Annotated in this window: 14 protein-coding genes and 2 tRNA genes; 11 read left to right on the top strand and 5 right to left on the bottom strand. The window is 39.9% G+C overall.

What is annotated here, in order from left to right:
- Positions 1–549: 549 nt before the first annotated feature.
- Together Q0954_RS16135 and Q0954_RS16130 are read left to right on the top strand one after the other, a co-directional pair.
- Positions 550–1,464, top strand: a complete 915-nt coding sequence (locus Q0954_RS16135; protein ID WP_299458524.1) for an ROK family protein — start codon at positions 550–552, stop codon at positions 1,462–1,464.
- Between the two features lie 585 nt (positions 1,465–2,049).
- Complete coding sequence (locus Q0954_RS16130; protein ID WP_299458523.1) at positions 2,050–2,727, top strand: PspA/IM30 family protein; 678 nt, start codon at positions 2,050–2,052, stop codon at positions 2,725–2,727.
- Positions 2,728–2,803: 76 nt separating this feature from the next.
- Here Q0954_RS16130 and Q0954_RS16125 read toward each other — a convergent pair whose 3' ends face one another.
- The gene (locus Q0954_RS16125) at positions 2,804–4,519 is read right to left on the bottom strand and encodes a SpoIIE family protein phosphatase (RefSeq protein WP_299458522.1); all 1,716 of its coding nucleotides are present in this window, start codon (positions 4,517–4,519) and stop codon (positions 2,804–2,806) included.
- Positions 4,520–4,736: 217 nt separating this feature from the next.
- On the opposite strand from Q0954_RS16125, the gene Q0954_RS16120 reads away from it, so the two are divergent.
- A complete protein-coding gene (locus Q0954_RS16120) occupies positions 4,737–5,468 on the top strand; it encodes an ABC transporter ATP-binding protein (protein WP_299458521.1) in 732 nt (243 codons plus the stop codon).
- A 167-nt stretch (positions 5,469–5,635) separates the two neighbouring features.
- Here the strand turns inward: Q0954_RS16120 and Q0954_RS16115 are convergent, their stop codons facing one another.
- Positions 5,636–6,067, bottom strand: coding sequence for a hypothetical protein (locus Q0954_RS16115; protein WP_299458520.1), 432 nt, complete (start codon positions 6,065–6,067; stop codon positions 5,636–5,638).
- 475 nt (positions 6,068–6,542) lie between these two features.
- Here Q0954_RS16115 and Q0954_RS16110 point away from each other — a divergent pair, with 475 nt between their 5' ends.
- On the top strand, positions 6,543–10,844 hold the full coding sequence (locus Q0954_RS16110; RefSeq protein WP_299458519.1) for a Calx-beta domain-containing protein: 4,302 nt from the start codon (positions 6,543–6,545) through the stop codon (positions 10,842–10,844).
- Between the two features lie 97 nt (positions 10,845–10,941).
- Here the strand turns inward: Q0954_RS16110 and Q0954_RS16105 are convergent, their stop codons facing one another.
- Positions 10,942–11,706, bottom strand: coding sequence for a hypothetical protein (locus Q0954_RS16105; protein ID WP_299458518.1), 765 nt, complete (start codon positions 11,704–11,706; stop codon positions 10,942–10,944).
- 75 nt (positions 11,707–11,781) lie between these two features.
- Here Q0954_RS16105 and Q0954_RS16100 point away from each other — a divergent pair, with 75 nt between their 5' ends.
- Positions 11,782–12,009, top strand: a complete 228-nt coding sequence (locus Q0954_RS16100; RefSeq protein WP_299458517.1) for a FeoA family protein — start codon at positions 11,782–11,784, stop codon at positions 12,007–12,009.
- A gap of 64 nt (positions 12,010–12,073) precedes the next feature.
- Here the strand turns inward: Q0954_RS16100 and Q0954_RS16095 are convergent, their stop codons facing one another.
- Together Q0954_RS16095 and Q0954_RS16090 are read right to left on the bottom strand one after the other, a co-directional pair.
- On the bottom strand, positions 12,074–12,643 hold the full coding sequence (locus Q0954_RS16095; RefSeq protein WP_299458516.1) for a nitrous oxide reductase accessory protein NosL: 570 nt from the start codon (positions 12,641–12,643) through the stop codon (positions 12,074–12,076).
- Positions 12,644–12,882: 239 nt separating this feature from the next.
- The gene (locus tag Q0954_RS16090) at positions 12,883–13,827 is read right to left on the bottom strand and encodes a GNAT family N-acetyltransferase (RefSeq protein WP_299458515.1); all 945 of its coding nucleotides are present in this window, start codon (positions 13,825–13,827) and stop codon (positions 12,883–12,885) included.
- 169 nt (positions 13,828–13,996) lie between these two features.
- On the opposite strand from Q0954_RS16090, the gene Q0954_RS16085 reads away from it, so the two are divergent.
- From Q0954_RS16085 to Q0954_RS16060, 6 genes are all read left to right on the top strand, one after another.
- Positions 13,997–14,920, top strand: coding sequence for a hypothetical protein (locus tag Q0954_RS16085; RefSeq protein WP_299458514.1), 924 nt, complete (start codon positions 13,997–13,999; stop codon positions 14,918–14,920).
- 80 nt (positions 14,921–15,000) lie between these two features.
- On the top strand, positions 15,001–16,143 hold the full coding sequence (locus Q0954_RS16080; protein ID WP_299458513.1) for a hypothetical protein: 1,143 nt from the start codon (positions 15,001–15,003) through the stop codon (positions 16,141–16,143).
- 64 nt (positions 16,144–16,207) lie between these two features.
- The gene (locus Q0954_RS16075) at positions 16,208–16,816 is read left to right on the top strand and encodes a YigZ family protein (protein ID WP_299458512.1); all 609 of its coding nucleotides are present in this window, start codon (positions 16,208–16,210) and stop codon (positions 16,814–16,816) included.
- A gap of 230 nt (positions 16,817–17,046) precedes the next feature.
- Positions 17,047–17,119: transfer RNA gene (locus tag Q0954_RS16070), tRNA-Gln, on the top strand.
- Between the two features lie 27 nt (positions 17,120–17,146).
- A tRNA-Gln gene (locus Q0954_RS16065) sits at positions 17,147–17,219 on the top strand.
- A gap of 324 nt (positions 17,220–17,543) precedes the next feature.
- Complete coding sequence (locus Q0954_RS16060; RefSeq protein WP_299458511.1) at positions 17,544–18,251, top strand: YceI family protein; 708 nt, start codon at positions 17,544–17,546, stop codon at positions 18,249–18,251.
- Positions 18,252–18,288 lie beyond the last annotated feature (37 nt).

Below are 18,288 nucleotides of genomic sequence, written 5' to 3'. Positions count from 1 at the left end.
CTATCCTTAAATCACTTGAGATAAACCAGAAATGGGAGATATACTGGAGTACCATCACTTAATATTGTACAGAAGGAAAAAGTACGGAATTAGCAAGGATTATTTTCGATATGCTCATTGCTCATCCAAAGGGTGATAACAGAACAAACACTTGTCCATTGGGCAGTGTTTGTTTTGGCTTTAGATCAAAAAAAACATTTCTTAAGTACCAAGGCAGAATTAAACATATCTAATGGGTAGGTGCAATTATAAGCAAGTTGCTCTTATCTTGTAGCTAATTACACCGATATACATCGGCACCCAAGACTTGCTGCTACTTAAAGCTTCTTCTTTTACACTTTATATTGAATATTTAAGCGCCATTTTCTTTCAATAACTCAATATTGTATTCTAATTGCACTCAATTTTGAACGATGTCACTAAAAACTTAGAACATTTTTTTGATTTCAGCAAATTTAGATTTTAGTTTAAAATTTGATAATTCAATGCAGCATGTTGTTGGGTTACAACTAATAAACATAATTTATCAAGCAATAACCTATTGGTAAAATGGCAAAGACACTTTGGGGCATAGATATGGGCGGTACCAAGATAGAACTTGCAGTGCTCAAATCTGCCGACGATCCAGAAGTAATCATACGTAAACGAATACCTACCGAAAGCGAACAAGGCTATGAACACGTAATTACTCGAATTGGCAAACTGGTAAATGATGTAGCTGAGGAACTGGGGCACAAGCCTGAGATAATAGGCATGGGTACACCCGGTATTATAGACCCTGAGTCACAAACATTAAAAAACAGCAACACGGTAAGCCTCAATGGTAAACCTTTTGCCAAAGATTTGGAACAAACCCTACAAATACAGATGGTGATGGCAAACGATGCCAACTGTTTTGCTATAGCAGAAGCCAACATGGGGGTAGTACAACAACGCCTGCCTGAAGCCAATACTGTTTTTGGGGTCATTATGGGCACGGGGGTAGGTGGTGGCATTGTAGTCAATCGTCAGGTGCTTACCGGTCGACACGGAATTGCCGGAGAGTGGGGGCATAATTTTCTGGATGAATCAGGTGGCAAATGTTATTGTGGTCGTGTGGGCTGCGTAGAAACAATGATTTCAGGTCCTGCCTCTGAGCGTTATTATGCTAAAGTAGCCGGGCAAAAAAAGCAGATGGTAGATATCGTACAAGCACACAAAGAAGGTACAGATCAATACGCTACTGAAACGATTCAACATTTGACCCATTTTTTTGGCAAAGCCATTGCCAATGTGATTAATATATTAGATCCTGACGCAATAGTACTGGGGGGTGGCTTGGGCAATATAGAGGCACTTTACAGCGAAGGAGTAGAGGCAGTCAAACCTTACCTTTTTAATCATAGACTAGACACGCTTTTCTTAAAGCCTGCCCTGGGCGATAGTGCTGGGGTATTTGGAGCAGCCATGCTTACGGTAAAATAGCACACTCAAAACAACATCGGGCTGCCAAAGCCCGGTTTTATTTTTTATGCCTGATATTACTTCGTTAACATTGGTATAAATACCACACTACCATAAAGCTAAAAACAGCCATTTCTTGCGTTTCAAACACCCAATCTATCCAATAAAGTAGGGTACTTTTTAGGTCAAAGATTTAACTCGTCAAACATCTACTGCACAAGGCTACCCCACAACAAATAAAAACACCTTAAAAACAACAAACCAGTCTTTGATAGTCATTGTTTTTTTGTCATAGAAACAAAACGTACCTTTTGGTGAAAAATTTGAGGGAAAATATGCACCAAGAGTTTGAAAAACAGATAAAAAAAATTTTTTAGGTAAAAATACTTGTTAATCAAGCCATAACACTTATTTTTAGTAAAATATTTTGTGTAAGTTATTGTCCAAACATACGGGAATTACAATCTGTAATAACCTCTATATGGGTTTGCCCGTAGTAAAATATAACTCAACATGATAATTTTCGAAGTTGCATATTATTTTGTAATATTACACTAAGAAATCAAATTGTAAACTTATTTTATAAACTTAAAACCGCACATATATATGGGGATTTTTGGTAGAATATCCGATATTTTCAAAGCCAATGTAAACGATGCCCTCGATAAAGCAGAAGATCCTTCAAAGATGATCAAGCTGATGGTAGTAGAGATGCAAGAATCTATTGCTAAAGCAACCTCTGCGCTGGCTACAGCAATGGCACAAGAAAAGAAAATGGAGCGTTCTTATAAACAACATGCAACTGCTGCTCAAAACTGGGAGCAAAAGGCAATGCAAGCTTTGAGTGCTGGTAACGAAGACCTTGCACGTAAAGCACTTGCCAAAAAAGCAGATGCCGAAGGACAAGCCAACCAATACAAAGGGATGTATGACCAGGCAACTGCTACAACAAGCAAGTTGAAAGGTCAGGTCGACACTCTAAAGGCAAAACTGAACGAAGCTAAAATGAAAGAAAGCACTTTGTTGGCAAGACAAGAAGCTGCGGATGCTCAAAAGAAAATTGCCAAGCAAGTGGGTAGCTTCGATGCAAACAGCACTTTCTCTAAATTTGACAAGTTTGAAGAAAAAATCTTAAAAGCAGAAGCAGAAGCAGAAGCTTTCACTGAGCTTTCTGGCGACGGTTCTGCCTCATTGAATGATGAGTTTAAACAACTAGAGCAAAGCTCTGCTGTGGATGACGATTTGGCAAAACTAAGAGCCAAGTTGAACCAGGGCGGAATTTAATTTAGCGGGATTCTACTGTAATACTCCAAAAACCCTTACATTTCATAAAGTGTAAGGGTTTTTTGTAGGCCCACAGCTATTGCAACTCTATGGCAAGCACCAAAATATCGTCGCGTTGCTCGGTGCCCGTCTTGTATTTTTCTACTAACCCATTCAATAATGTATACTGCTCATCTATGCTTTTATCAACACACTGGTCGATAAAAGATTTAAGGCGTTTTGTACCAAAACTTTTACGGCTTTTGGCACCCATAGCCATATCAGTGAGCCCATCAGTAGTCAGGTATACTCTATCTCCCTGGTCTAACACTACTTTTTGGAGAGAAAAACTTCGATACTCTTCTTTTTGTGTGCCTCCAATCGTTTTTCTATCACCTGCCACTACTATCAACTCACGTTGATGTAGACAAAACAAGTCGCGTTTTGCCCCCGCAAACAACACCTCTGTTTTACCTCCTTCCAGTTTTTCCAATCGACAAAGGCATATATCCATCCCGTCATTATTGCCAGAGTATGCCTGTTTCAAATCAGCACGAATGGTTTGATGTAAAGTTTCTAAGATTTGTGAGGGAGCATACACTGCTTTTTCATTGACAATCTCGTTAAGCAAAGTGTTCCCAATCATACTCATAAAAGCTCCCGGCACCCCGTGTCCGGTACAGTCTACTACCGCCAAAAAGGTGTATTGTTTTTTGGTTTGGTATACAAAACGAGCAATGGCAGTATTGGACGGCTGTTCGAGGGTAACTTGACTACACCAATAAAAATCGCCTGAGACAATGTCTTTGGGTCTAAATAACACAAAATAGTCTTTAAACAATTGCTGAAGTGCTTGTTCGGTGGGCAAAATAGCATCCTGAATATTGCGGGCATACTCTATGCTTTTGGTAATTTGCTGGTTTTGGAGCTTCAATACTCTTTCTTTCTCTTTAAGACGTCTGCCTGCTTTTTCCAAAATAGATTTATTGGTTTGCAAACGTTTTTCTTTTACCCTTATAATTTTGTCTTTTTCATGAATAGCTTCTTGCTGTTGATGAATGGTTTGTTGTTGCGTGTGTACCTGTTGTTGCAAATCGCTGTTTTGCTGAAGATAAAGCAAACGCTCCTGTACCTGTTGCTGTTTAAACAGTGCTCCCGAAAAAAACATCAATACCAACATAAGGGGTATTTCATAATAATGTACCTGGGCAATAATATTCACAATAAAAATACTGACCCAAATTAAAAAGCCCAGGGCAAAAAGTATATATGCTGTTTTTTTTTCTGACAAAAATTTCCACAAATGCAACCCTACCAACAAAGTAACCCCAGCAATAAACACTATAGAAATATGCTGAGAATAAAAATCAAGATAATGGGCAGAGGTTGCCAGTGTATAGGCAGCTATAGATGCCCAAAACATATAATCCTGCCACCGTTTGGTAGTTGCAGGTTTTAGAAAATGTACCCCAAACAACAAAAAAACGGGTACTACCAGCATTGTAAATAGCCCCAGGTCGTGCGCGTATGCCCTGGGGTTATAAAATAAATGAATAAGTTCATCGGGTTGACCAAGACTCACTGCAACTGCTACCGCAAGCCCAACAAGCTTCAAGTGCAACCTATGAGACAAGTTCACCAGGAAAGACATCAGATGATAGGCTGCCAATAACAATGGAAAGGCTATGTAACTGCTTTTTTCTAAAGGAGCATAAGACATTGCCATCGCAGGCTGAAACCCGGCAACGCCGATTAATACAAAAATGAGGGTATATATTTTAAGTTTTTTATATAAAAAAATAATGCTCCACATATTATCAAATCACAACCTTCAGGCAATCACTATTATGTACTAAAAGACGAATAAGTAATATTGACATCAAAAATGAAAGAATCCAAGTATTTTTGCTTTTTTGTGATGAAGATCAAAGTGCCCAGTATACCAAAACATTACAAAAACACGGTTTTTACCAAAGAATAATTACTGGCGATTGAAGTTGTACTCAATTATAGGGCTATAATTTATTACGATGTTAGAAGTTAAAAATATAAGCAAATCTTACCAAAATAAAATAGTTTTAGACAACATAAGTTTTCAACTTACTCAAAATAAAGTATTAAGCATTTTGGGTAAATCAGGGAGCGGTAAAACCACTTTATTGAAAATACTTGCCGGGCTCGAACCACCCAACCAAGGGCAAATATTGGTCAATGACCAAGTAATGAACAAAGTACCAGCACACCAAAGAAAAATAGTGTACTTATACCAGGAAAGCCTGCTCTTTCCGCATTTGAATGTGTTCGACAATGTAGCTTTTGGCTTAAGACTGCAAAAACACCGGGGGAAAGCACAAAAAAAAATCATTCAACAAAAAACAGAGGAATTACTAGAGGCATTAGGACTTGCCAATGAAGCGCATAAAATGCCTTATGAAATATCGGGTGGACAAAAACAAAGAGTATCGTTTGGGCGTGCCTTAATCATCAAACCTCAATTGCTATTACTCGATGAGCCTTTTGGCAACCTGGACCCTGATACTCGCCAACAAATGCAGCAATTATTAAAGTCTATGATTGCCCAATATCAAATTACAGGGCTATTCATCACTCATGACATCAAAGAAGCTTTATTAATGGGCAACCAGATAGCCTTGATGCAGCATGGTTGTTTACACACTTTTAGCTCTATAGAGGAGTTTATAGCCAACAAACAAACTGGAGCTCAGGCTGAGATGGAGTTCTGGAAAAACTTGCAAGGATAACATTTTACCATTGCCTGTTATTCCTGTTTTGTTGGTGATGCTTCGCGAAATAACAACGCCCCTAAATTAAATACAGAGGCCAGCACTATGAAGCTTACCTAACATAAGTGAAAATGAAATTTGCCAAATAATTACTTTTAATATACTTATTTCAGAGTTTTCACGAATTACCTGTTTTGTCTGGCATTTAACAAAATAAAAAACATTCGATCAGGGTCATCAGGGTTGAGACGCAATTGACCGGTAAGGGTGATTTTTTTACTGGTAAATTTTATCGGTTTTCGGGTGTTTACTTCTATAATAGACTCAGGGCCAGCCCCTCCACAAAAAAAACAAACTTTAATAGGGTAATAGGATAGCATAAAGTATTGATGCTCTTTGGCTTCATCTAGTGGGTACATATACCCACTAATGGTCACTGTTTTACGATCAAGTGCCTTATGTTTGGCTTCAAATTTGGGTATATACTTATTGTCTTTAAAATGGTATTTTACCTTTAATAAAATTTTCCAAATATCATTATTGAAGCTTGTTACGCCAACAAATGACGTAAACAACACCAACGATAATAACGTAATAAATGAAGTTTTAAAGTGCATAAAAATATTTTGTTTTAAAATAGTGAAAATAGCTTTACAACTTTAAACAAAGGCGAATCTTAAAGGCATAATATACTATTTTTTTGCTTTTTTTGTTATTTTCATAGGTAAAACCCCTATCGTTTTTCAAGGTTGTTTACCTATATAAATGAGAGTTTAATCGAAAAAAACAAACATATTAAATATAATGACTGTTTTTACTTTATTAATGCTTTAATGATCAAATTTAAATAATCACTCCTTCAAACAGCAAGCAACACACTGAGAGCTTGTTTAAAATTCAATAATTAGGTCTTTTACACGATTTTCCTGATTATATATTGTCAAATTTATCAGCAATAGCGCTGCTATTACTTCAAAATTTGACGCATCTAATCCGAAAACTCATTATAAAATCTCCTATGACCGAAAATTTAAACAAGCTCTGATTAATTTTTCCCAGACCAAGAACATTTACAACAATTTGAAGCCTGTAATGAACAACGAAATATTGAAAATCAAAGATATAATTATGTTTTTTGTTGTCATGCTATTTGCCTGTACTACCGCCTGGAGTCAAAAAGGCCCTGGTGGAGTAAGCACAGAGTCAGCAGGAGATAGCGACAACAAGGTTTGGCTTAAGGCAGATGGCATTATCAATGGTTCATCTACTCCAGCCGACAATACACTAGTACAAACCTGGCAAGACGAATCATTAAGCGTGATTGCCAATAACCCCTACCAAAATAACGCTGGGCAACGCCCTCTATTACGAACTTTGGCTGGGCAAGGCATCAACAACCGCCCAGTAATTAAGTTTAACGGGCTCAATCAACGCTTATTATTCAATACCTCAAACGACATCAATGGCAATGGTCCTTATGACGAACGAACCACTTATATAGTTTTTCGTACAGGGAACAATGTCAATACCCGCCAAATGATTTATGAACAGGGAGGTAATGTACGAGGTCTGAATATCTACATCGAGAATGGTAACCTTATCATGGGGGTTTACAATCAAGTAACATCTGATGGTCCTTATGATGGCTGGCAATACCAATACATTTCTACAGCAGTATCTGCCAATACCCCTTATATCATTACCCACGTATATGACGCAACCAACGCGGGACCTGATCCAAATGATCCTGCTACTTACACCGGAACAATTACTGGGTATTTAAACGGGGTACAATTTGGTACTACTTCAGGGCTGGGGCGGTTGTATACACACCCTGACACCCCAGGCATGGGGGCAGTAAACGGACAAACCGTGCTGACTAATAATAGCCCTGACAGTACTCCTGCTTACTTGAATGGTGACATTGCTGAAATGATTCAGTATGAGCGGGTGTTGAATGACGCTGAGCGAACAATTGTAGAAAACTACCTGGGAGCCAAGTATATAGCCAACCCTATAGGTGATGATAAATATGAATATCAGTTGCGTTATGGCTACAATGTAATAGGCGTAGGGCGCGAAACGGCTGGTAACGAACATACTACCAGTCAAGGACAAAATATATTTGAGATAAAGGTGAATAGTGGCAACCTGAACGACGGTGACTATTTATTTGTTGGGCACAACGACCAAGCAATTACAGCCTGGACAGCCAGCGGAGCACCCAATGCTGGAGTAAACTCCAGGGTACTGGAGCGGAGCTGGAGGTTTGACCATACCAATGACGTGGGCAGCACCGACATTACCGTAGACGCAAGCCTATTGCCTGCACTGACTGCCGGATATACAAAATATGTGCTATTGCTCGATAAAAGTGGAGGAGTAATTCCCAATTACCAGAGCTCTTCTACTGAAGTAATCGAATTGGTCAATACCTCAGGTACACTTTATCAGGCCACTGGCCTCACCATTCCTAAAGGTACTTTTGCCACCATAGGTGAGGTAATTCCTACTGTAGAATTTATAGAGGCTGAATCATATAAGTTTGAAACCAACACTCCCTCAAATAGTGTTACTGCACAGCTTAATTATACACCAGCATCACCTGTGACGATCAACTATCAGGTAACAGGTGGTACTGCTACCAATGGAGGGGTTGACTATACACTGGCTACTTCAGGTACCATTACTTTTGCTGCTGGGCAGCATACAAATAGCGTGACACTGGTAACCAACGATGATGCTATTTCAGAAAGCACAGAAACGGTATTATTGAGTATTCCTTCGGTAGTAACTGCCGGAATCACTATTGGTGCACAAAATACGCATACCTTTAACATTTACGACAACGATGCCCCTCCTAAGTTCAATTTTGCTACCAGTACCTCGGTTTTTGCTGAAGATGCTGGAACAGTGTCTGTGCGTATTTCACGCACTGGCTCCACTGCAGGGGTGGCATCTGTTGACTACCGATTAAGGGTATCAGGAGGAGCAGGAACATCTGCTGAAGGCACTGATTATACTTTTACTGCAGGTACTGCTAATTTTGCCGATGGAGTAGCCTTTGTCGATATTTCAGTTAACCTGCTCACTGATGGTACAGACGAAGATGATGAAACACTTATTTTAGAGTTGCATAACCCCAGTGTAGGAACCAACCTACAAACGCCCATAGAACATACCATCACTATTACAGATATTGACCCTACACCCATTGCATCGTTTGAACTAAGCACTCAAACCAACGATGAGAGTGTGTCTTTGCCAGTAATTAATGTGAATTTATCGGTGCCTTCGGCCAAAGTAGTGACAGTTGAGTACCAGATAGATATGGCTTCAAGTACTGCAACTTCTTCATTAGATTATTCGCTTGCTACTACTGGAACCATTACATTTTTGCCGGGCGAAACTACTGCTTCGCTTGCTATCACAGCTTTTATTGTAGATGATAGTGAGGTAGAGCCTAACGAAACTATCGTGATGGAGTTACAAAATCCGGCAAATGCTACTATAGACGCTGCCAAAGATCAGCATATTTATATTATAGAAGAAAATGATCCCTTTGGGTACCTGGCTGCTGCCGGAGTAGGAGAGCGAAGCTTTAATGTGTTTTGGCTACAAGCCGATAAACTGGTTGGGTATACCAATACTTTTACAGATAGCTCGCCCAACAATAATCCGGCAACCCAGACAAACGCTGCCAACCAACCTACGCTCCAAAGCAATGTAATTAACTCAATGCCTGCACTACAGTTTGATGGTGACGACTATATGACATTTGACAATGATGCCTCTATCAATGCTCCTTCGGGTTCTCCTAATTACCATGAACGAAAGATCATATTTTTGGTGATACGTACTGGAGCGGATGTTATTAACCGCCAAACTATTTTTGAACAAGGTGGGGGCACTCGTGGATTGAGTTTTTATATAGATAATAATGAGCTTTATTTTCACGGCTGGAACAATGCCGATGATGATGGAGGGTTAACTACCCCTTGGGGAGCAGATGGAGGCGGTGCGCCTGCCAAATTCGTAAAGGGAGGCATTACTGCCAATACCAATTACATTGTGGCTTTGTTTTACGACCACCTTAACGATAAAATGGAAGGCTTCATTAATGGAACCAGCATTGGCTCTACTACGGGGGTTGGCCGTCTGTTCTCTCATAGTGCTGCCTCTTTGGGAGGGATTGACGGTGGTTCTCGTTACCATGACAACGCTGCACCAGGAGGTCGTGATGAGTTTACCGGGCACATTGCCGAGGTAATCTATTACAACGACCAAGCGCTCAACGAAGCACGTCGTCGCATTATTGAAAACTACCTTTCGGCAAAATACAGCATTACAATTACCAATCAATATTATACTTTTTCGGGCACACACAATGGAGATGTAATAGGTATAGGTCAAACCAACTTTGACAGCAACCACGCCGACTCACAAGGCGAGGGGGTATTACGTGTTCGTCAGCCTTCGTCGCTCAATAATGGTGATTTTGTAATGGTTGGACATAATAACCTGGCAATGAACGAGGCAGACGGAATGGATATTCCCTCAACAGCGTTTAGCCGCCTAAAACGTACTTGGAAGGTAGGAGCAGCTGGTAGCGTGGGAACAGTTACACTGGATTTTGACATGAGTAATAACCAGGTAAGTAATGCTGATGATGTGATTTTGTTAAAAGACAGTGACAGTGATGGTAGTTTTAGCGACGAAAATATAATGACAGGGTTTGTAGCTGCAGCTTATGACGGTTCTACTAAAATACTCACTTTTGAAAATGTAAGCTTAAACAACGGTGACGAGTTTACAGTAGTTTCTTTACGTTCAACCTCTCCCCTACCCGTGAGCCTGGTGTCGTTTACCGCCAAAACCATCGACCAACAAAAAGTAGGGCTACAATGGACTACTATTCAAGAGAAAGACAATGATTATTTTGCTATCGAACGCTCTAGCGATGGAATTACTTTTGAGGAGATAGGTCGTGTAAAAGGGCTTGGAAACTCCACAACTCCTTATACTTATCAGTGGGTAGACCAAACCCCCAAAACAGGGCTAAACTATTACCGTCTCAAACAAGTAGATTTCGATGGTGCCAGCACCTATTCACAGTGGGTGTCGGCATTGGTAGCACAAAGCAAGCAACCACAAATACGGCTGTTTCCTAACCCTACAGTAAACTGGGCTTTTGTTACTTTGCCTTCTGACAATGCCCTAATTGATGCTAAAGCGGCAGATGCTCAAGGGAAAGTAGTCGCTACCCACTTAAAAATTGTCCGCCAAGACAATGGTAACTATGGCATTGATCTACAAACTTTGCCCCAAGGCATATACATCATTACTTTGCGCACCAGCACGCAGGTATACACTCTGAGGATACTGAAAATATAATCACAGTTATTTTTCTGCCATATTTCAGAAAGGTTAGGCAGTTATTTTATCCAACTTTCTAACCTTTCGTTTGAGTGTTTTATACCACTTACTCACTTTAATGATGAGCGTCTTTGCCGTATTTTTTCAACGCCTGTTGCACTGTTAGTTTGGGTACCTGTAGCAATCCCTTGCCTATGTTTTTGCCCGCAAGTGGGTCTATATTGCTTACATCATAAGGTTTGCTGTAAGCAGGGTTGAGATTAAACATAATAATATCAAAAGTATATGCCTTGTCACTCAGGGCTTTGTACCAATGCACATTGTCTTTTTCGTCTGAGATAGAGGTAGCCGCTCCAGCCTTGCTTATTTGATGAATGCTGGGTTTAATAATCATTTCACGAGTATTCTCCTGTACCTTGTCATAATGCTTCACTTCAAAACTTCCCTTCAGAATTAAGTGTGCCGAACTCATATTGTTATGCCCATGTGGAATAATTGCCCTACCTTTGGTCATACCAAATACTTTTTTAGTAAACACGGTATGAGCAGGCACTCCCGCTAGTCTTGGAAAACGAACCCTGCCCGTAGTAACTCCCAAATCAGGGTATTTCATCTGACGCGCCAAACGTTCAAAATCAATCCATTTTAACAAATCTTCCAAGCTAATTTTCTGCAACAACTCTTCTACTTTTTGTTGCCACAATACCTGCGAAAGTTGCTTTGTTTTCAGGTCGCGACACATGCTATCCAACTCCTTTACCCAATGTAAAGTAATGGGTTTTATTTTTTGTCCAAACAAATCCTGGGTAATGAAAGTCTCGAAAAAGGCAAAGCTCACCAAGCCTTTTGAAAACTTTTGGTTAAATGTTCTTCGGTTCATAGTTTTACAATAGTAAAGGAGATCAAACAAAAGCTTATATTTGCGGTTCACCTGTTTAAAACAAAGATACACTTTATGCAAGAAACATTGGATCAATTGTCATTGAATAAATGGGCAGAGGTAGTAGGTGTTGTGCCTGACAAGCTGACCCCTATCCTGACCGATATGGGCTTGTACCCTGGCAAAAAAGTAAAGATACTATTCAAGGCGCCTTTGGGTGATCCCATAGCCATTGATGTCGAAGGTTATACCTTGTCGCTTAGACTCAAAGAAGCCGCCCTTGTGCAGGTAAAGCCCTGTTAACCCAACAAAGGATGCCCCTTATGGTGAGCATCCTTTGTTGTACTAATGAATCGTTGGTGAACTATTACTTGCTCACCATTGCTTTTACTGTTTCCATAGTAACCTCGTCAAACTTCAACACGTTTGCACCTTTGTGCTCTTTCTTAAAGTCATCAGCTGCCGCTTTGTCCTTCAAAGGCACCAAATCGTGTCCCATAGGGCCTAGTATATCACTTCCGGTTACATAATAAGCTGTTTTAGCGTCTATTGGCTTAGTATTATAATATTCTACTACTTTTATTGCTTGAATTTCTTTAGGTGCTTTTGCTTTATCCAAAGTACTTATAAACATACAACGAGGTGAACAATACCAAATATCTCCTGCTTTGGCAGTTACTTTTACTTTCCATTTGGGAAATTCAGCCGAAGGCATTCCACAATGAAGACAATCGGTACTTGCTTTTCCTTTGCTATGATTGTGGGTAGTGCCATCTTTGTGTTTATGGTCGCCTTGGTGCTTATGCGACTCATCGCCTTTGGCTTGGCTGTGTTCTGTACCCCCTTTGTGCTCGTGCTTACCCTCTTTTTTGTCTGATACTTCACCACAAGCTGCTAACAATAAAGCAGTTATCGCATACAAAAAATATTTCTTCATTCGTTTTTTGTTTTAGTTTATTTGAATGGCAGCAAAATTAATGGATTTTATTTGATTAGCTAAAAATTTGCAGCAGATACCCACACCTTCCCTTTTCTCTACCAAACTGAGCAACTGCCGATACCAAGTTTCGTTGGTACCCAAAGTGGCTTCTAAAATAGGGTGTGTTTAAAATTAGCTGAAAAAACTGAGCCTCTGAACTTGATTCGGAGAATTTTGAAAATCGCTCAATGCTACACTTACCCGTACTGCTTAAAAAAGGTCAGCTTGAGTGATGCCTCTGCCCCCATGTGTTTCTTAAAGTTGATCAAGCCATGATTGGGCAGGCTAAATTCTGTAGAAATACCTAAATCAAATAATTTGTACCCTTGTTGTTGTCCGTAGGCGTACATACCCGCCAACAAAGCCACCATAGGACTTGCCGACAAATACTCAGCATCGTCAGCTGGCAAAAAATAATACAAAATATCAGCATTCACCCTCACTCCAGTAGCCAAAGCAATTACCCGCTGTTGGTGACACAAGGTAAATAAGGTGAAATTTTGCGGAAACTGAACATATAAACGCTGCAATGCTTCTAAAGACAACGACACCGGAAAGCCTTTGCGCTGCCTGCACTGACTAATAAAACGATGCACAAAGTCAAAATCAGGAGTAGTCCATGCCTCAAATTTGTATCCTAATGTATCACACTTGCGCAAGCGACGCTTTTCTGAAAGGTGCATACGGTCGCTTAGTGGAGTAGCATTTATATTGATATGATAGTTCAGGTTGTGCTCAATAATACGGAACCCCTGCTGTAGCCAAAGGTATTGCAACACCTGGGCGTTTTCGGGGTGATAACAGTGGGCATAGAGTTTAACCTGTATTGATTCAACCGCCTTTTTCTGTAAATACTCCTCTACAGTTTGCCAAAAAAACTGCAACACCTCCAGCCTAAGCTCAGGGGCAAACTCTATTCCGCCAAAAGGGGCTTGTCCGGGACTATAGCCTGCCTTATGCTGTACAAACAAATGAAAAGTAGCCTCTAAGCGTTGTTTTTTGGTATGTAACAAAAAAAAAGATATTCGCTCCCCTTTTTGCTGTTGGTTCAAGTGTGGCACAGTATTGTACAAGTAAGTCGGGTAGTCGTGTTGATACTGTGAGGTATGTACAGGGTTGATCAATACTTCATAATTTTTCATAAATACGTCATTATAGCTAAACATTGAGGTAGTTGAAAGGTTTTTATCAAAGGTGTTTGTAGATGGTATAAAATACTCAAAGCTGTTAGGACTCCAAACTCTTCATTAACATTCATCCTCCGGTATTAGGCATTATTCTTTAACTTTGCTCGCTTAATTTACTTTTGATATGATCAGTCTACTACTTGGCATTTTGTTTTCTGTAATGCTTTTCATCGCATTTCGTTCCTTCAAAACACTTAAAATCAACACACTACAAGCTGTAGTTATCAATTATTACGTTTGTGTTATCACAGGGTGGTTTGCCTTTGGGGAGTCGTCACAGCTTTCGCTCATATCTTTGAGCAACCCTTGGTTTATTTACGCAATTATATTGGGCATAGCCTTTATGCTGGTGTTTTACCTCATTGCCATTACCACCCAAATAGTAAGCGTAACCGCAGGCTCTCTGGCCACCAAGATTTCACTGGTAATACCAGTGATGGCAAGTTTGTTCATTTTTCAGACTCAACAAAAAACGTTCAATTGGATCAACTATTCAGGCATTGTGCTTGCTTTGGCCGCCATAGTGTTGAGCACCCTCAAAAAAGAAAAAAAAGATGTGCAAATACATTCACGTAGCACCCGAAACTTTTTATTGACCCTGGCTGTATTCGTTTGTGCCGGACTGATAGACACCACCCTTAACTACCTCAACTTGCACTACATCAAACCTGCATCCAGTGCCTTTTTTCTGGTAATATTGTTTGGTACTGCAGGCATAACAGGCAGTATAATCGCGGGTTACCGAATAGCCACCGGCAAAGACCGTCTCCAGAACCGTAACCTTGTAGGAGGCTTGTATCTGGGTATTCCTAACTTTTTTTCGGTGTATTTTTTACTCGATGCCCTTTCTGCTTTTGGCAACGATGGTGCCTTTTTGTTTCCTGTATTTAATATCGGTATCATCGTATGCTCTTCTGTTGCTGCCATCATTATATTCAAAGAGCGCCTGTCGCGCCTCAACCAATTGGGCATAGTACTGGCAGTGCTGGCCATATTTTTTATTGCCTATCAAGAGGTATTACAATACCTGACGGTCTCAAGTAACTGATTTTTACGTAACCATACCAGCATTTAATCGCACGATATATCAAATCTTTATACCTTTGTCTATCATAAGATGGCTCACAGATGATTAAAAAGCTTTTTTTTATTCCTTTCATTCTCTTGTTATTGTTAAGGGTTGATTCGGGCAAGGCACAAAACCTTCTTACCGATAAAGTCAGCCAACAAACCATGCTCAAGGCACTTCAACGGATTTATAACTGGGAATTTGCCCAAGCAAACCAAATCATAGCAAGCCTGCCCCCAAGCTACAGCAATCACCCCTCCTATTACTTGCTCAAAGCATTGGTACTTCACTGGCAATACCTGCCCCTGGAAAAAAGTCATCCACAGTTTGCCGCATACGAAAAGCTGCTCAACCGCTGTGCTAAGTTGTCTGAGGCACGTCTCAAAGCCAATAAAAAAGATGTAGAGGGTATTTTTTTCAAGCTAATGGCTTATGGGCTTAAGGCACTTGCCGAGGTAGAAACGGGTTCGTTGCGTAGTGCTGTAAGTCACGGGCGACGGGCGTATAGAGCCATAAAGCAAGGGTTTAAAAAAACCGATGACTTCAGCGAATTCTATTTCTCTACTGGCTTATACAGGTATTACGCCAAGCAATTCCCCCAAAGCCGTCCTATTATCAAACCATTTATGGTGTTTTTCCCTTCGGGCGATAAAAACAAAGGATTGGCACATTTGCGCACTGCTACACAAAAAGCCCTGTTTACCCGCCAGGAATCCTGGGTTTTTCTGGGCGATATTTATCTTAAATATGAAGCCAATATTTACCAGGCATCGCTTGCTTTTGCTCACTTGACAAACACCTTTCCCAAAAACCCATTTTTTGCCCTCAAATACGCCGAATGCTTGGTACACCTGGAACGCTACTACGAAGCCCAAAACTATTTTGCCAGATTTAAATTGCAATCTTTACCAGTTTACCGGGTGGGCAGTCTTACCCTAAAGGGAATGATCGCCGAAAGGCTACAAAAAAATGATAAGCAAGCACAAATGCTTTACCAACAAGCTATTCGCATCAAAGGGTTTGACCAACGCTATAGCCGTGACTATAGGGCACTGGCAAAAGCAGGATTGGCGCGTATTGCTGCCAAAAAAACAGACAAACAAAGCCAAAAAACGGCTAAAGAATTGTATAAACAAGCCCGCAAGCATACCGAGTACGAATGGCTAAAAAAAGTGATAAAAAAAGCATTGAAGGCACTTTAGGCTACTTAAGTAGTAGATTTTCACCAACACCCGTTACTTGTTGCGATTAAACATAAAAAAAATAATGAAAGATACTTACCAAATGATCACAGCTCCGTCAGAGGGCTTTTTTAAAGATCGAGGCAGCAAATTTTTTGCGTTTGCCTACCCGGTACACACCGAGGAGGAAGTAAAAGCCTGCCAGGACGAATTAAGAAAAAAATACTATGATGCCCGTCATCATTGCTATGCTTTTGTATTGGGTGCCAACCAACAAGCGTTTCGTGCCAGCGATGATGGCGAACCTAAACACTCGGCGGGTGACCCTATTTTAGGGCAAATACGCTCGTTTGACCTCACCAATATTTTGGTGGTAGTTGTGCGCTATTTTGGCGGAACCAAACTGGGCGTAAGCGGGTTGATCAACGCCTATAAAACTGCCGCAGCTGAAGCACTGGAAGCCACTGAAGTGGAAGAGAAACTAATGACACAAAATATCAGCATTCAGTTTGAGTATGACCAAATGAACCTGGTCATGAAGATGATTAAAGACTATGCACTAGAGATTGTGACACAAGAGCAAGCCATGAACTGTACAATGACCCTTGCCATTCGTAATAAATTGTTTGAAGAGGTAGCTACTACATTTGGCAAAATGCATCCGCTTAAGGTATTGGAAGGTGGTGTAAAGTAAGCTATTCCTTTGTTTTTTTACTGACGATAAATCGTGTCCAGTTTACAAAATTATACCCTCAAAAATATTTTTTTAATATTTTTCAAATCCAATAAATCGCTGATAATCAAACTATTACAAGTAAATAATCTCTAAACAAAGCATTTTTTTTATTTTTTGTATAAAAATTTAACATCTGTTCTTGCATTTAAATAAACAACCTCTTACCTTTGCAGAGCATTTGACAAAAATGCCCGATGGTGTAACTGGCAACACGTCTGATTTTGGTTCAGAAGAGTCTAGGTTCGAGCCCTAGTCGGGCAACAAAATATAAATTTTTCAAATGCAATTTGCCCGATGGTGTAACTGGCAACACGTCTGATTTTGGTTCAGAAGAGTCTAGGTTCGAGCCCTAGTCGGGCAACAGGAAGCCACTCAAATTCTTAGATTTGGGTGGCTTTTTTTATTCCCCCTACCCTCAAAAAAAATTATAGAATAACGTCATTTACAAAATACACACTCTAGAAAATATACTTAGCAAAAAAATATTTCATTCTCTACATAGAGCTTGCTTCAACTCAAAACACTTTGCTAAAACATAAATCCTATTGATGGGTTAACTAGCACAACACAACCTGCTCATTTGGTAAAATTTTGTCATTTTTTTATTTATATGCTTTTACTTTTAATGTAACTACATATATTTGCAGTCTATTTAAAACGAAACCAAATTTAAAACCTCATAAAAATGAATACTTCAAGATTTTTAACATTGGTACTGGTACTTTCTGTTACCTTTTTGTTTGTAAGATGCAGCGAATCGCCTAAGAGTGATAAAGCAAAAACTGGAGATGCCCAAAAAGTAGATACGGCAACAGTAGCCAATGCTACTACCATGAATGTAGACCTGGCAAGCAGTAAAGTTACTTGGGTAGGCACTAAACCTGTAGACAAGCATAATGGGGCCTTTGACCTCAAAAATGGTTCGGTTGCTGTAAAAGAGGGTAAGTTAACAGGAGGAAGCTTTATTATTGATATCAAAAGCCTAAAAGTATTAGACATTCCTGCTGATGAAGAGGGCAATGGCAAATTGGTGACGCATTTGCTAAGCAAAGACTTTTTTGCCGCAGACAAATTTCCTGAGAGCACATTCGAAATAGTATCTGTAGAAGACTACAAAAAAGAAAATGACAAAGATCGGGAAAATTTAGACAAGGAATATATACTAGCAAACCCTACGCACATGATCACTGGCAACCTTGAGCTTAAAGGAGTAAAGAAAAGCATTACTTTTCCGGCTAAAGTTACTATAGATGGTGACAAAGTAACGGCTGAAGCCAAGTTTAATATTAACCGTAAAGATTGGGGAATGAGCTATGGTGCCGATAAGTCGTTGAAAGATAAGTTTATCCGCCCTACTGTGCACGTGGGCTTCAACATATTAGCCAAGAAATAATATATAATCATCCATAGTTTTATTTTTTAGTAAAAAG

This window comes from uncultured Microscilla sp. (assembly GCF_947493425.1).
Lineage (GTDB): Bacteria > Bacteroidota > Bacteroidia > Cytophagales > Microscillaceae > Microscilla.
The sequence above is the reverse complement of the archived record's forward strand: the minus strand, read 5'-3'. Positions and strand labels throughout refer to the sequence as shown.

What these genes read in the sequence shown, in the direction of transcription:
- Q0954_RS16130 (WP_299458523.1), top strand. Translation starts at nt 2,050, where the DNA reads ATGGGGATTTTTGGTAGAATATCCGATATTTTCAAAGCCAATGTAAAC.
- Q0954_RS16080 (WP_299458513.1), top strand. Translation starts at nt 15,001, where the DNA reads ATGATTAAAAAGCTTTTTTTTATTCCTTTCATTCTCTTGTTATTGTTA.
- Q0954_RS16110 (WP_299458519.1), top strand. Translation starts at nt 6,543, where the DNA reads ATGAACAACGAAATATTGAAAATCAAAGATATAATTATGTTTTTTGTT.
- Q0954_RS16075 (WP_299458512.1), top strand. Translation starts at nt 16,208, where the DNA reads ATGAAAGATACTTACCAAATGATCACAGCTCCGTCAGAGGGCTTTTTT.
- Q0954_RS16100 (WP_299458517.1), top strand. Translation starts at nt 11,782, where the DNA reads ATGCAAGAAACATTGGATCAATTGTCATTGAATAAATGGGCAGAGGTA.
- Q0954_RS16060 (WP_299458511.1), top strand. Translation starts at nt 17,544, where the DNA reads ATGAATACTTCAAGATTTTTAACATTGGTACTGGTACTTTCTGTTACC.
- Q0954_RS16125 (WP_299458522.1), bottom strand. Translation starts at nt 4,519, where the DNA reads ATGTGGAGCATTATTTTTTTATATAAAAAACTTAAAATATATACCCTC.
- Q0954_RS16095 (WP_299458516.1), bottom strand. Translation starts at nt 12,643, where the DNA reads ATGAAGAAATATTTTTTGTATGCGATAACTGCTTTATTGTTAGCAGCT.
- Q0954_RS16105 (WP_299458518.1), bottom strand. Translation starts at nt 11,706, where the DNA reads ATGAACCGAAGAACATTTAACCAAAAGTTTTCAAAAGGCTTGGTGAGC.
- Q0954_RS16120 (WP_299458521.1), top strand. Translation starts at nt 4,737, where the DNA reads ATGTTAGAAGTTAAAAATATAAGCAAATCTTACCAAAATAAAATAGTT.
- Q0954_RS16135 (WP_299458524.1), top strand. Translation starts at nt 550, where the DNA reads ATGGCAAAGACACTTTGGGGCATAGATATGGGCGGTACCAAGATAGAA.
- Q0954_RS16115 (WP_299458520.1), bottom strand. Translation starts at nt 6,067, where the DNA reads ATGCACTTTAAAACTTCATTTATTACGTTATTATCGTTGGTGTTGTTT.
- Q0954_RS16090 (WP_299458515.1), bottom strand. Translation starts at nt 13,827, where the DNA reads ATGAAAAATTATGAAGTATTGATCAACCCTGTACATACCTCACAGTAT.
- Q0954_RS16085 (WP_299458514.1), top strand. Translation starts at nt 13,997, where the DNA reads ATGATCAGTCTACTACTTGGCATTTTGTTTTCTGTAATGCTTTTCATC.